Source organism: Streptomyces gilvus (genome assembly GCF_022513565.1).
GTDB classification, from domain to species: domain Bacteria; phylum Actinomycetota; class Actinomycetes; order Streptomycetales; family Streptomycetaceae; genus Streptomyces; species Streptomyces gilvus.
Map to the genome: position 1 here is coordinate 146,368 of NZ_JAKWBE010000007.1, position 13,389 is coordinate 159,756.

Here is a 13,389-nt window from a genome sequence, read left to right on the forward strand (position 1 = left end):
GCCCGGGGAGAGGCGTTCGCGGTCGGACCCAACGGCGAAGAGGGTGGGAGGGGGAGCCGCGTGGTGCTCCGGCTTGTTCCCCCTGCCCACCCCGTGGCCCGCCGCATCACGCGGCGGGCGCGGTACCCGGCTTCGCTCAGCCGAGCTTGATGCTCGTCCAGTCGATCTGGTGAGCGATGATGTTCATCGACTTGATCTTGTCGCTGAAGCCCGTGTTGAGACGGTAGAAGTAGACCGGGATGTAGGGCATGTCCTTGAGCAGGACGTCGTCCGCCTCCTGGTACTTCTTGATGGCGTCCGCCTCGGTGGCGCCCTGGTCGCCCTCGCTCAGCAGCTTCTCGAACGTCGGGTTGGTGTAGCCCGCGTAGTTCGAGCCGTTCTCGATGGCGTCCTTGGAGAAGATCGGACGGAGGAAGTCCTCGAAGTTCGGGTAGTCCATCTGCCAGCCCATACGGAAGGCGCCCTTGTACTTCTTGGCGTCCAGGTCGTTGAGGATGGTCTGGAACTGCTCGAACGGCTTGGCCGTCACCTTGACGCCGAGCGCCTTCTGGATCTGGTTGGCCACGGCCTCGACCCAGGTCTTGTGGTCGCCGTCCGCGTTGTAGCCGATCTCCAGGGCGTTGCCGGGCAGACCGCCGGCCTCCTTGTAGAGCTGCTTCGCCTTGGTCGGGTTGTAGGTGCAGGTCTCACCGCAGGCGCCCTTGCGGTAGCCGTCGATCAGCGGCGGCACGTAGTCGTCGGCCGCGGAGCGGGCACCCAGGAAGATCTTCGAGGCGATGGCGTCCCGGTCGATGGACATCGAGATGGCCTGCCGGATCTTCGCGTTCTGGAAGGCCTTGTTGTACTTCAGCGGGAAGCCGATGTAACCGACCGCGCCCTCGGGGACGTCGATGTTGTGCCCCGGCAGGTCCTTCTTGTACGTGGCCAGACCCGAGGTGGGGATCACCGGCAGGACGTCGAGGTTGCCCGCGAGCAGGTCCTTGTAGGCGGTGTCCTGGTTCGAGTAGACCTTGAAGTTGATGCCCTTGACCGGGAAGCTGGACGCGTCCGGGTACTTGGCGTACTTGACGAGGCTGATGCCCTCGTTGTCCACGAAGGACGTCTTCGCCTCGTAGGGGCCGTTGCCGATCGGCTTCTTGCCGAAGCCCTTCGGGTCCTTGAAGAACGCCTTCGGCAGCGGCACGAAGCCGGTGAAGGACAGCTGCGCCGGGAACGCCGAGAACGGGGCCGTCAGCGTGACCTGGAGCGTGTTGTCGTCGATCGCCTTCAGACCCGACATCGTGTGGGTCTTGACCGTCTTCTTCGGGCCCGGGTTGAGGTCCGTGTAGCCCTGGATGTGGCTGAAGAGGGCGTTGGTCTGCTGGGCGTTGGTCTGGTCGGCGCCGTAGTTCCACGCGTCGACGTAGGACTGCGCGGTGACCGGCTCGCCGTTGTGGAACGTGAAGCCCGGCTTCAGCTTGATCGTCCAGACCTTGTTGTCCTTGGTCTCGACGGACTGGGCCTCGTCGTTGACGATCTTGTTGTTGGAGTCGATCTTGGTGAGCCCGGTGAACAGGGCGTGGATGACCTGACCGCCCTCGGTCTCGTAGGTGTTCGAGGGGACCAAGGTGTTCTGCGGCTGGCCGATCTCGACCGACACGACACCGTTGTTCTTGCCACTGGCCTTTCCGTTGCCAGTGTCCCCGCCGCCGCCACAGGCCGTCGCACCCAGCGCCACTACGGCGGCTATCGCAACCCACTTGGCGCTCTTGGCACCACGCATGGGGCTCCTCCTCATGAGTCCATTGGTTCACCGCATGGGGGAGCACATGACACATCACCGTTACCGGTGCCTGAAATGGTCAGGTGCCCCCCGCGCTCGATGAGTCGGCGCCGCTGCAGCGCGTGACCCGTTGATCCGAGCTCTACGCGCCTAACTATCTGCCATGCACCGGGGCCGAACCACACCCCCAAGGTCTCGGTTCGATCACACCTTGCGCGAACATCTTCCAAAATCCGGACAAAGGGTTTGCTGAAAGATCCCTGCGAAACGGACTTGTTACACATCTACCGGTCGCGGCTGTCCGCATTCCGGACACACGGCTGTAATAAACCAGTTGCGAAAGAGTCGGCTTGCGTGCCTGCGCGAACAGGGACTCCAACGGGTCGTCAGACCACGGCCGTTCGTCGCGCAGCCGGAGTACCGGCAGGACCGACATCAGCGCAGGGTAGTGCCAATGACCCGGCCCGTGGGGCCCTCGGACCAAGATGAAGGGTTTTCCCTACCTACCCCGAAACGGGGTCCGGGCACCGCGTCAGACGCGGTGCCCGGGATTCTCGTACTGACGCTGTGTCAGCCGTGCTTGGCGCGGCTCGCGGCGCGGGCGCGCTCACGGGCGTCCAGGTTCACCTTGCGGATGCGGACCGCCTCCGGGGTGACCTCCACACACTCGTCGTCACGGCAGAACTCCAGGGACTGCTCCAGGGAGAGCTTGCGCGGCGGGACGATCGACTCGGCCACGTCGGCCGTGGACGAGCGCATGTTGGTGAGCTTCTTCTCCTTGGTGATGTTCACGTCCATGTCGTCGGAGCGCGAGTTCTCGCCGACGATCATGCCCTCGTACACCTCGGTGCCGGGCTCGACGAACAGCACGCCGCGCTCCTGGAGGTTGGTCATCGCGAACGCGGTGACCACGCCGGAACGGTCGGCGACCAGGGAGCCGTTGTTGCGGGTCTGCAGCGTGCCGAACCAGGGCTCGTGGCCCTCGTGGATGGAGTGGCCGATGCCGGTGCCGCGGGTCTGGGTCAGGAACTCCGTACGGAAGCCGATGAGTCCGCGGGAGGGCACGACGAACTCCATGCGGACCCAGCCGGAGCCGTGGTTGGACATGTTGTCCATGCGGCCCTTGCGGACGCCCATGAGCTGGGTGACCGCGCCCATGTGCTCCTCGGGCACGTCGATCGTCATGCGCTCGACCGGCTCGTAGACCTTGCCGTCGACGTCCTTGGTGACGACCTGCGGCTTGCCGACGGTGAGCTCGTAGCCCTCGCGGCGCATGGTCTCGACCAGGATGGCGAGCGCGAGCTCACCACGGCCCTGGACCTCCCAGGCGTCGGGGCGGTCGGTGTCGAGCACCCGCAGCGAGACGTTGCCGATGAGCTCGCGGTCGAGGCGGTCCTTGACCTGACGGGCAGTCACCTTGCGGTCCTTGACGGCCGCCTTCGCGTCCGCGCCCTTGCCGGAGCCGCCACGGCCGACCATCGGGGAGGTGTTGGTGCCGATGACCATGGAGATCGCGGGCTCGTCGACCGTGATCAGCGGCAGCGGGACCGGGTTCTCGGTGTCGGCCAGCGTCTCGCCGATCATGATGTCCGGGATGCCGGCGACGGCACAGATGTCACCGGGACCCGCCTTCTCGGCGGGCTTGCGGGTGAGCGCCTCGGTCATCATCAGCTCGGAGATGCGGACGTTGGCGACGGAGCCGTCCCGCTTGATCCAGGCGACGGTCTGGCCCTTCCGGAGCTCGCCCTGCTCGACGCGGAGCAGCGCGATACGGCCGAGGAAGTTGTCGGCGTCCAGGTTGGTGACGTGGGCCTGGAGCGGCGCGTCCTCGTCGTAGGTGGGGGCCGGGATGTGGTCCAGGATCGTGGAGAAGAACGGCTCCAGGCTGGTGGAGTCGGCCGGCACGGTGCCGTTCTCCGGCTTGGTCAGCGAGGCGATGCCGTCACGGCCGCAGGCGTAGACGATCGGGAACTCGATCTGCTCCTCGTCCGCGTCCAGGTCGAGGAAGAGGTCGTAGGTCTCGTTGACGACCTCGTCGATCCGGGAGTCCGGGCGGTCCGTCTTGTTGATGCACAGGATGACGGGCAGACGCTGCTGGAGGGCCTTGCGCAGCACGAAGCGGGTCTGCGGCAGCGGACCCTCGGAGGCGTCGACCAGCAGCACGACACCGTCGACCATCGACAGACCGCGCTCGACCTCGCCGCCGAAGTCGGCGTGGCCGGGGGTGTCGATGATGTTGATCGTGATCGGGTCCCCGCCGTCCTTGGGGTGGTACTTCACCGCCGTGTTCTTGGCGAGGATCGTGATGCCCTTCTCACGCTCCAGGTCGTTCGAGTCCATCATGCGGTCGTCGACGCCCTCGAGCTGGTGCGCGGCGAAGGCGCCGGCCTGCTTCAGCATGCCGTCGACGATGGTCGTCTTTCCGTGGTCGACGTGGGCGACGATGGCGACGTTGCGGATGTCGTGGCGCGTGGCCATAGTGAGGCGTACTCCCGGAGTGTGAGGAACGGGCCGTCGCGTACGTCTGTGTGACGCGGCCCCTGCCGGGCGCAACATGCCACGGCCTCACCCCATGGTACGTGCCGTCCCGGGCAGGGGCTCGCCCGGCCTCAGTTCCCGCTCGGGCTGGGCGAGGCCTTCGCGCCCTTCCGCAGGAATCCCATGTCCTCGAACACCGGCGCCCGGAAGCCGAACGCGCCCGCGTTGACCAGGTCCTTCCGTGCGGCGACCAGCTGCGGCCGCTGGTACAGCGGAATCGATCCGGCGGCCGCCCAGATCCGTGAGTCGGCCTTGCGGATCAGCGCGTGGTTCTCGCTGTCGTCCAGCGTGGAGGCCGCCTGGTCGAACAGCTGGTCCACCTGGTCGGTGCCGACGCGGGTGTAGTTCTGCTCCACGTTCAGCGATCCGTCGGCGGCGGGCACCGGCTTGGCGTAGATCGGCCGTGCGTCGGTCGCCGGGAAGGCGGAGGCGGGCCACGAGTACAGCGCGAGGTCGTAGTCCCCGGACGCGACGTGGTCCTTGAAGTAGCTGTCGTCGGGCACCTTCACGATCCGGGTACGGATCCCGACCCGGGCCAGCATCGCGCTGATCCGGTCCGCCACGGTGCGCAGGCTCTCCGACCCGGGACCCGAGGGGATCACCAGCCGCAGGTCCAGCGCCTTGCCGTTCTTGGCCAGCACACCGGCCGCGGCCCCGGCCGGGGCCGCCGTGCCCTTCGGCGCGTACGCGCCCGGCGCGCCGCCCTGCTTGAGCTGGGCGTCGCCGTACTGCTTGCCGTCGGCGAGGTGCTTGGCGCCGTCCTCGCCCTGGTGTCTGCGGTCGTCCTTGGCCTGGGCCTTGTCGTCCTCGCCGACGACGTACTTCCCGTCGTCGCCGCCGTCGGACTCGTCCCGTGACTTCCTGCTCTCGGACCCGGCCGCCTTCGAGCTCTTCTTCTCCCCCTTCTCCGCCTTGACCGGTCCGCCCCGGACCCATCCGGCGTCGGCGAGCAGGGCCGCTGCCTTGGCGGTGTCCTGGCCGCCGAGCGCGCCGCTGTTGTCGGCGTAGGCGGCCTGCCCGGCGAGGGCGAGGTGGCTGCCCACCGGCACGGCGGGCAGGCCGAGCGGTCCGAGGACGGCCTTGGCGAGGGCGGCGCGGTCGATGGCGCGGGCCACGGCACGGCGTACGCGCTCGTCGGTGAGGGGGCCGGCGGAGCCGTTGAGGGCGAGCTGGGTGTAGGCCGGTTCCAGGGACTTGCGGACCTCGAAGCCCTGCAGGGCCTGCTGCTGCAACTCGTACCCGATGATCTTCCTGACCTGCTTCTTGAGGGTGCGCAGTTCGTTGCCAGCCGACGCGTCGTCGGTGTCGTGCTTCAGCGCCCAGGAGCGCAGGGACTTCGCGGCCAGGCGTCCCCCGCCGGGCCCCATCAGCGGGGTGCCGGTGCCCTTGGTGCGGCCGGCGAGGTCGATGCGCTGGGCGTCGGCGGGGTCGATCTCGGCCAGGTCGATCTTCCCGTCGGCCAGCGCGGCGGCACGCTTGTCGCGCGGTACGGCGGTGAGGTCGATCTCGGACAGCCTGGCGGGCTTGCCCCACCAGCGGGGGTTGCGGACCAGGACGACCTTCTCGTCCTTCGGGTCGACCTGGCGCGGGGTGAAGGGCCCGGCGGTGACCTTGAGGTTGCGGCGGGCGCCGTCGTTGAAGGAGTCCGGGGTGCCCATGACGTCCTTGGGGTACAGCGGGGAGAACAGGGAGCGCCAGTCGGCGTAGGGGCGGGAGAAGGTGACCTTGACCTCGAGGTCGCTGGCGCCGCGCTCGACCTTCTCGATGCGGTCGTAGCCGGCGTTGCGGGCAGTCCAGTAGGCGCTGTCCTTGCCGGACAGGGCGCGCCACTGGGCGGCGAAGTCGGCGGCGCCGATCTCCCGGCCGTCGCTCCAGACGGCCTGCTGGCTGAGCCGGTAGACCACGACCTGCTTGGGCTCGGTCCTGGCGACCCGGGCGGACTCCAGGTAGTCCGGGTCGCGCACCGGCCGGCCCGCGGCGTCCAGCCGGAACATGGCGGGCAGCACGGCCTGGGCGACGCGGGTGGTGGTCGCGTCGGCGTCCGACTGGAAGGTGTTGAGGGTGTCCGGCACGTCGTCCACGGCCCAGCGCAGCGTGCCGCCGTCGGCGATCAGCTGACGGCCGGACGAGGCGATGTCCTGCCCGGCGAGCGGCTTGCCGGCCGGGTCCGGCGAACCGCACCCGGCGAGCACGGGCACCGTGAGCACGCCCGCGGTCAGGAAGGCGACCGAACGCGTGACGCTCCGCCGGCGGGGGCGGCGCGACGGGCCGGCCTGGCACGCCGTTCCGCGCGCCCCCTCGGGGTGCTGCACGACCGTTCGGTGGGATGTGACCGCGTGCAGTCCGACGCCGTCGTGGGACATCTCTGCTACCTCCGGGGAGCCGCTTCCGCCGGTGACATGGGTCGGGTCTGATCACGTTTGGCGGTATTTGGTGTTGATCAGATGTACGGCCCCCACTGAAGGGGACGGGGTTCGCGGGGCCGGCGCGACACGGCGAGGGGGGCGCGCAAGATCACCCGTGTGGCGCAACGCGGCCCCCGCCCGGGCCCTCGGTTGCTGCGCGGTCCGGCGAGAGCCAGACTGACAAACGAGGAGTAGTCCGACAGTCGGCCACAGTCGCGGCGTGCGCCCCCGGCGCTCAAAGAGCGCATACAGGCGTGCACTGGAGGCCTGCAATCCGCCAATCGCTGCACATCCCTTCCCAGCGGCAGGTGTGACGCGCAACACTCGCAGGCGCATGAACGTTGCCACCTGAGGCCCGACGGCTCATGGAAGTGAGGTCACGTCATGTCCGTGCAAGACGACCTGACGTCGGTCCAGCGCTGCCTCGACGACCTGTCCCGGTCGGTGAACCGCCTGGAGCAGGAGCTGGGCGGCAACACCCTGGACATGCGCCGAGTCCGCGCCGACGCCGAACACCTGCGGGAGAGCGTCCAGCTCCTGCGCGCCGCGGCGGCGGTCCAGAACGCGCCGCGCAAACCGGAACTCGTCACCATCCCCGACCAGCCGTACGACGACTCTCTGTGGACGGACTCCGACGACGAGGGTCTCGGCGCGCACCACCGCAAACACCACTGAGCGCCTTACACCTACCGGAGTCATGAGTTGGCCACTGGTACGGAACCCCATCTGAACAGCGGCGGCGTGCGAACGGGTACGCGCGCCGCGATCGACGCCCCGCATCTGCGGACCGACCGCTGGTGGCTGGCCCCGGCCGCCACCGCGGCCGGCCTGCTGGCCTTCATCGTGTACTCGACGTGGCGGGCCTTCGCGAACGCGGACTACTACTCGGCGCCGTACGTCTCGCCGTTCTACTCGCCGTGTCTGGCGGAGAACTGCAAGAACATGCCCTCGGGCCCGAACGCCGATCTCTTCGGCAGCTGGTGGGCGATCTCCCCGGCGATCATCATCCTGATCTTCCCGCTGGGCTTCCGCCTGACCTGCTACTACTACCGCAAGGCCTACTACCGGGGCTTCTGGGCATCGCCCCCGGCCTGCGCGGTGGCCGAGCCGCACAAGAAGTACACCGGCGAGACCCGCTTCCCGCTGATCCTGCAGAACATCCACCGGTACTTCTTCTACGCGGCGATCCTGGTCGCGGGCGTGCTGACGTACGACACCGTGCTGTCCTTCCGCGACACGCACGAGAACTGGGGCCACATGGGCCTCGGCACCGTCGTCTTCCTGGTCAACATCACGCTGATCTGGGCGTACACGATCTCGTGCCACTCCTGCCGGCACATCGTCGGCGGGAAGCTCAGGCACTTCTCCAAACACCCCGTGCGCTACAAGGCATGGCAGTTCGTCGGGCGGCTCAACTCCCGGCACATGCTCCTGGCCTGGGCGTCGTTGGTGAGCGTGGCGCTCGCCGACTTCTACGTCTATCTGGTCGCGTCCGGTGTCTTCGACGATCCGCGCTTCTTCTGACTGAGATGAGTGGGGCCTAACTGATGTCCGTGGTCGACCGCCAGGAGTGGGACGTCGTCGTGGTCGGCGCCGGGGGCGCGGGCCTCCGGGCCGCCATCGAGGCGCGCGAGCGAGGCGCCCGTACGGCAGTCATCTGCAAGTCGCTGTTCGGCAAGGCGCACACCGTGATGGCCGAGGGCGGCATCGCGGCGGCCATGGCCAACGTCAACGCGCACGACAACTGGCAGGTCCACTTCCGCGACACCATGCGCGGCGGCAAGTTCCTCAACCAGTGGCGGATGGCGGAGCTGCACGCCCAGGAGGCCCCGGACCGGGTGTGGGAGCTGGAGACCTGGGGCGCCCTCTTCGACCGTACGAAGGAAGGGAAGATCTCCCAGCGCAACTTCGGCGGCCACGAGTACCCGCGCCTGGCGCATGTCGGCGACCGTACGGGCCTGGAGCTGATCCGCACCCTGCAGCAGAAGATCGTCTCCCTGCAGCAGGAGGACCACCGCGAGACCGGGGACTACGAGTCCCGGCTGAAGGTCTTCCAGGAGTGCACGGTCACCCGGATCCTCAAGGACGGAAGCAGGGTATCGGGGGTCTTCGCGTACGAGCGCGAGACCGGCCGTTTCTTCGTCCTCGAAGCGCCCGCCGTCGTCATCGCCACCGGTGGCATCGGCAAGTCCTTCAAGGTCACGTCGAACTCGTGGGAGTACACGGGCGACGGCCACGCGCTGGCCCTGCTCGCCGGAGCGCCCCTGCTGAACATGGAGTTCGTGCAGTTCCACCCGACGGGCATGGTCTGGCCGCCGTCGGTGAAGGGCATCCTCGTCACCGAGTCGGTCCGCGGCGACGGCGGGGTGCTGAGGAACTCCGAGGGCAAGCGGTTCATGTTCGACTACGTCCCCGACGTCTTCAAGGAGAAGTACGCCGAGTCGGAGGAGGAGGGCGACCGCTGGTACGAGGACCCCGACAACAACCGGCGTCCCCCCGAGCTGCTGCCGCGTGACGAGGTGGCCCGCGCGATCAACGCCGAGGTGAAGGCGGGCCGGGGCTCCCCGCACGGCGGTGTCTTCCTGGACGTGTCGACCCGGATGCCCGCCGAGGTCATCCGGCGCCGGCTGCCCTCGATGTACCACCAGTTCAAGGAGCTGGCGGACGTCGACATCACGGCGGAGGCGATGGAGGTCGGGCCGACCTGCCACTACGTGATGGGCGGCATCGCGGTCGACTCGGACTCGGCGGCGGCCCGCGGGGTGCCCGGCCTGTTCGCGGCCGGCGAGGTGGCCGGCGGAATGCACGGCTCCAACCGTCTCGGCGGCAACTCCCTCTCCGACCTGCTGGTCTTCGGACGCCGGGCCGGCTGGCACGCGGCCGAGTACGCGGCGGGTCTCACCGAGGGCCGTCCGCCCGTGGACGACGGCCAGGTGGACACGGCCGCGGCGGAGGCCCTGCGCCCCTTCTCCGCCGAGGGCCCGGCCCCCGGCGCGGACGACGGACGGCCGCCGGAGAACCCGTACACCCTCCACCAGGAACTCCAGCAGACCATGAACGACCTGGTGGGCATCATCCGCCGCGAGGGCGAGATGGAGCAGGCCCTGGAGAAGCTGGCGGATCTGCGGGTACGGGCCCGCCGGGCCGGCGTCGAGGGCCACCGACAGTTCAACCCCGGCTGGCACCTCGCGCTGGACCTCAGGAACATGCTGCTGGTCAGCGAGTGCGTGGCCCGGGCCGCGCTGGAGCGCACCGAGTCGCGCGGCGGCCACACCCGCGAGGACTTCCCCTCGATGGACCGCAAGTGGCGCAACGTGAACCTGCTGTGCCGGCTGACCGACCCCACGGGCGGGCTCGCGGCCACGGACCCCGTCCGCGGTCAGATCGACCTCACCCGGGAGAGCACCGAACCCATCCGCTCCGACCTGCTCGCCCTCTTCGACAAGGAAGAGCTGGTCAAGTACCTCGCCGAAGAGGAGCTGTACGAGTGAGCAGCTACGAGGCCCGCTTCAAGGTGTGGCGGGGCGACGTCAAGGGCGGCGGCCTGGAGGACTTCAGTGTCGAGGTCAACGACGGCGAGGTGGTGCTCGACATCATCCACCGCCTCCAGGCCACCCAGGCCCCCGACCTCGCGGTCCGCTGGAACTGCAAGGCGGGCAAGTGCGGTTCGTGCTCCGCGGAGATCAACGGCCGCCCGCGTCTGATGTGCATGACCCGCATGTCGGTGTTCACTCGGGAGGAGACGATCACGGTCACGCCGCTGCGTGCCTTCCCGGTCGTCCGCGATCTCGTCACCGACGTCGGCTTCAACTACCAGAAGGCGCGCGAGGTCCCGGCCTTCGTGGCGCCCGCGGACCTCGGTCCCGGCGAGTACCGCATGATGCAGGAGGACGTGGACCGCTCGCAGGAGTTCCGCAAGTGCATCGAGTGCTTCCTGTGCCAGGACACCTGCCATGTCGTGCGGGACCACGAGGAGAACAAACCGGCCTTCGCCGGCCCGCGCTTCCTGATGCGCGTCGCGGAACTGGACATGCACCCGCTGGACGCGGCCGCCGACACCGGCCTGGACCGCAAGAAGACCGCCCAGGACGAACACGGTCTCGGCTACTGCAACATCACCAAGTGCTGCACGGAGGTCTGCCCCGAGGGCATCAAGATCACCGACAACGCCCTGATCCCCCTGAAGGAACGGGCCGTGGACCGTAAGTACGACCCGCTGGTGTGGCTGGGCTCGAAGATCAGGAGGCGTTCCTCAGCAGGCTGAGCGCCCGCAGGAGGTTGCCCTCCGCGATGGCCCGCATCGGCTCCCGTTCCGGGAAGTCGCCCCGCAGGAGGGTCAACGGTCCCGCGACCAGGCTCAGGTGCGTGGCCAGGCGATACAGGCGCATCCGGTCGGGGTCCAGGTCCGGGGTGCGCAGGGCGTCGTAGTGCGGGCCGAAGCGGATCTCCAGGAACACGTGCTCGTGCTCCACGTCGAAGTAGAGCAGGCCTTCGATGTCGATGAGCGCCGGCTGACCGTCGGCGGTCAGCAGCACGTGGTCCGGGCCGAGTTCGCCGTGGATGAGGGTGTGGGGGCGGGTTCGGGGCCGGACCTCCGCGGCGAACGTCCGCACCGCGTCCGCGAGTTCGTCACGGGCGGCCGCCACGCGGGGTTCGAGCGCAGCGGCCTGCTCGATGGAGCGCAGGGCGCCCTCGGTGACCCGCCGCTCACACGAATCCCCGTACGAGGAGCCGCGGTTGTCGACCAGGGCCACCTTGCCGAAGGCCGGGGCGTCCTGGGCGTGCAGCGCGGCCAGCGTCTCGGCGAGGCGTTCCATGAGGGCGGGCGCCGCCCGAGGGTCCCGCTCCAGCGCCTCCTCCAGGCTGCCCCCGGTGACGTCCTCGACGATCGCCGCGTCGGCCGGGAGGTGGGTGTGCGTGGCGTCGACGTGGAGCAGACGGGGCGTGCGGACGCCGGCGGCGGTGAGCCGGTCGTGGGCCGCGGTGAACAGGTCGAGGCCGGTGCCGTGGGAGAAGGGGTCGCGGAGGTCGGAGGGGCCCGCGTCCCAGTAGTCCTCCTCGGCCGACCACAGGTAGGCGACGGCGGTCGTGCCGTCGTCGAGGCCGAGACGGTAGACACCCTTCTTGCTGCCGCCGCGCAGCCGGCGCACGTCGGTGAGGGTGCGGCCCGGGCCGAGGGCGGCGCGGGCGAGCGGGGCGAGGTCGGCGGGGGTGGCGTGCTGCCGGGTGGGGCTCACCGGCCCGAGTCTCGCCCATACACCCCGCCCCTGGCCTCCTCTTTTCCTGCCGCTGCCGCTTCCGCCCCCTGGCCGCACCCCGCTCGCGCCTCCGCATGGCCGCCCATACGCTCCGAAATGTGACGCCATCGTTGATACGGGGCCGGCCGCGGCGGGCCACCTCCCACATATGCGCGCGGGTGACGTACACCCTGCTCGGCGCGCTGGTCGGGGTGGTGTGGCTGGTGTTGCCGGGGGCGACGGCGCCCGAGAGGCACGCGGCCCCCGTGGGCGCGTCGGCGAGCACGGACGAGACGTCGAGCGCCGACCTGGTGCTGCCGCTGGTCGCGGTGGGCGCGGCCGTGTTGCTGGGCGGGTACGGGTACGTACGGCGGACCCGCCGGGCACGGACCCGGACGACACCGGCGGCCGCCGCCGTGCCCACGGCGCCCGACACCTCGTCCCTCGCCGAACTCGACGAACGGGCGCGGCAGTTGCTGGTCGAGGCCGACGACGCCGTACGCACCCGTCGCGAGGAGGTCGATTTCCTCCGGGCCCGGGTCGGTCCGGAGGCCGCGGAGCCCCACGCGCAGGCCCTGCGGGGCGCCGAGGCGGAACTGGCGGCCGCCTTCCGGATACGGCAGCAGTACGAGGACGGCGTACCCGAGGACGAGACCTCCCGTCGGCACGCGCTCACCGGGAGCGTCGGCCGGTGCCAGGAGGCCCGACGGCGGCTGGAGGGGTTCGATCGCGGTGATCCGGGAGAGGCGCTGGAGTTCGCCGAGACCCGCTTCCGTGACCTGACCGCCCGCACCGGAGCCACCGAGGCGGTCCTGACCCGTCTCGCCGAGCGCTACGGACCCACCGCGACCGGCCCGGTCACCGGCTACGTCGAACAGGCCAAGGACCTCCTGGTGATCGCCACGACCCATCTCAACCAGGTCCGCCAGTCGACCGACCTGGACGACGAGGAGAGCGCGGTACGGCATCTGCGAGCCGCCGAGACCTCCACCGCGCGGGCCGACGCCCTGCTCAGCGCCGTCGACCGGCTGGCCTCCGACCTGCCGGCGGCCGAGAGCCTCCTCCCGGCCACCCTGACCGGCGCGGAGGCGGAACTCGCGGCAGTGAGCGAGCGCGCCGACGCCGACCGCGTGCTGGCCGCCGTACGGGAAGAGGTGGCGGCGAGGCCGTACGACCCGCTGGACGCCCTGCGTCGCGTGGTGGGGGCGACCGCGCCGCTCGGGGCGGGCCGGGACGGAGTGCTGTCGGCGGCGGCCCTCCTGGTCGCCCGGAACGCCGTCGCCACCGCCGACACCCACATCACGGTGCGCCGGGAATCCGTGGGCAGCACCGCGCGCACCCGTCTCGCGGAGGCACGCCGGCTGCTGCTCACCGATCCCTGGTCGGCCGCCGTCCGGGCCGACCAGTCGATGCGGAGCCCCTAGGAACCCCCTGGAACCCCTAGAAC

9 protein-coding genes are annotated in these 13,389 nt (G+C 69.7%); 5 read left to right on the forward strand and 4 right to left on the reverse strand.

The window, feature by feature from the left end; all coding sequences use genetic code 11:
* Positions 1 to 136: 136 nt before the first annotated feature.
* The 3 genes from MKW14_RS13635 to MKW14_RS13645 form a co-directional block, all read right to left on the reverse strand.
* Positions 137 to 1,762 carry a peptide ABC transporter substrate-binding protein gene (locus MKW14_RS13635; protein WP_240862577.1) on the reverse strand — a complete coding sequence of 542 codons (1,626 nt, stop codon included), beginning with the start codon at positions 1,760 to 1,762 and terminating at the stop codon, positions 137 to 139.
* A gap of 570 nt (positions 1,763 to 2,332) precedes the next feature.
* Positions 2,333 to 4,240: a translational GTPase TypA gene (gene typA / locus MKW14_RS13640; RefSeq protein WP_240862578.1), complete on the reverse strand. Its 1,908-nt coding sequence runs from the start codon at positions 4,238 to 4,240 to the stop codon at positions 2,333 to 2,335.
* 131 nt (positions 4,241 to 4,371) lie between these two features.
* The gene (locus MKW14_RS13645) at positions 4,372 to 6,663 is read right to left on the reverse strand and encodes an ABC transporter family substrate-binding protein (RefSeq protein WP_240862580.1); all 2,292 of its coding nucleotides are present in this window, start codon (positions 6,661 to 6,663) and stop codon (positions 4,372 to 4,374) included.
* A gap of 426 nt (positions 6,664 to 7,089) precedes the next feature.
* Between MKW14_RS13645 and MKW14_RS13650 the strand changes: the two genes are divergently transcribed.
* From MKW14_RS13650 to MKW14_RS13665, 4 genes are read left to right on the forward strand one after another with little or no spacing between them, the layout of a single operon-like run.
* On the forward strand, positions 7,090 to 7,380 hold the full coding sequence (locus MKW14_RS13650) for an Rv0250c family protein (protein WP_240862582.1): 291 nt from the start codon (positions 7,090 to 7,092) through the stop codon (positions 7,378 to 7,380).
* A gap of 27 nt (positions 7,381 to 7,407) precedes the next feature.
* Positions 7,408 to 8,229 carry a succinate dehydrogenase subunit SdhC gene (gene sdhC / locus MKW14_RS13655; RefSeq protein ID WP_240862584.1) on the forward strand — a complete coding sequence of 274 codons (822 nt, stop codon included), beginning with the start codon at positions 7,408 to 7,410 and terminating at the stop codon, positions 8,227 to 8,229.
* A gap of 23 nt (positions 8,230 to 8,252) precedes the next feature.
* Complete coding sequence (locus MKW14_RS13660) at positions 8,253 to 10,196, forward strand: fumarate reductase/succinate dehydrogenase flavoprotein subunit (protein WP_240862586.1); 1,944 nt, start codon at positions 8,253 to 8,255, stop codon at positions 10,194 to 10,196.
* Entirely contained in the window at positions 10,193 to 10,969 is a 777-nt protein-coding gene (locus MKW14_RS13665) for a succinate dehydrogenase/fumarate reductase iron-sulfur subunit (protein WP_240862588.1), read from the forward strand. The genes MKW14_RS13660 and MKW14_RS13665 overlap by 4 nt, the downstream gene beginning before the upstream one ends.
* Here MKW14_RS13665 and MKW14_RS13670 read toward each other — a convergent pair.
* Entirely contained in the window at positions 10,944 to 11,942 is a 999-nt protein-coding gene (locus tag MKW14_RS13670) for a phosphotransferase family protein (protein ID WP_240862590.1), read from the reverse strand. The two genes, MKW14_RS13665 and MKW14_RS13670, sit on opposite strands and share 26 nt — an antisense overlap.
* Positions 11,943 to 12,061: 119 nt before the next feature.
* On the opposite strand from MKW14_RS13670, the gene MKW14_RS13675 reads away from it, so the two are divergent.
* Positions 12,062 to 13,366: a hypothetical protein gene (locus MKW14_RS13675; RefSeq protein ID WP_240862592.1), complete on the forward strand. Its 1,305-nt coding sequence runs from the start codon at positions 12,062 to 12,064 to the stop codon at positions 13,364 to 13,366.
* Positions 13,367 to 13,389: the final 23 nt, after the last annotated feature.